Annotated in this window: 1 pseudogene; it reads right to left on the reverse strand. The window is 43.4% G+C overall.

Annotation, left to right across the window (positions count from 1 at the left end):
* Positions 1–501: pseudogene (locus tag KIV40_RS29315) on the reverse strand (alpha/beta hydrolase); the annotation flags it as partial.
* Between the last annotated feature and the right edge of the window lie 91 nt (positions 502–592).

The following is a 592-nucleotide window of genomic DNA, read 5'->3' on the forward strand; positions in this document are numbered from 1 at the left end:
ATTCACCACGGTGCCGATATCAACCAAATCCAGTTCGATTTTTAGCAGCGAAGAGAGTGAGCGATCAACAAAGGCGCGCGGAACTTCATTCTTATTGACCTCTAGTGAGACGTCGATGGCTGATTTATCTTGGTGATTACGAAGGTTAACGACACTGAACGGCTCGTCGGCTTGTAGGGTTAAGTCTTGATTCTTATCTTCAAAAACCAGCAGATAATGGATGTTATTCGATAGCTGTAAGTCGATACGGTCGCCATCGATAATGCCGTCGTAGCCGTCCACCTCGCTTTTATTAATGTCTTTGATTTGCTCAATCACCACCGCTGACTCTGTCGCAGGTTGACTCAAAATGAGTTGGTATTGGTTGGTAATCGAATCAATCGCTTCTATTTCTTGAGATAAGTGTCGAAAGTTACTGCACCCGAACAACACTGAACTGGCGAGTAGCAGTGACGAAAACCGTGTTGCCAAAGGTAAGCGTGCAGTCCGTGTTTTTCTCATTCGAATACCATCCTTATTTCCAGTCCGATTTATCCATAAATCAACAACCTGTGTTTAATAGTAGCAAGAAAACAATGCCTAATAAAAAGGC

The sequence above is a fragment of the Vibrio sp. D173a genome, from assembly GCF_030248475.1.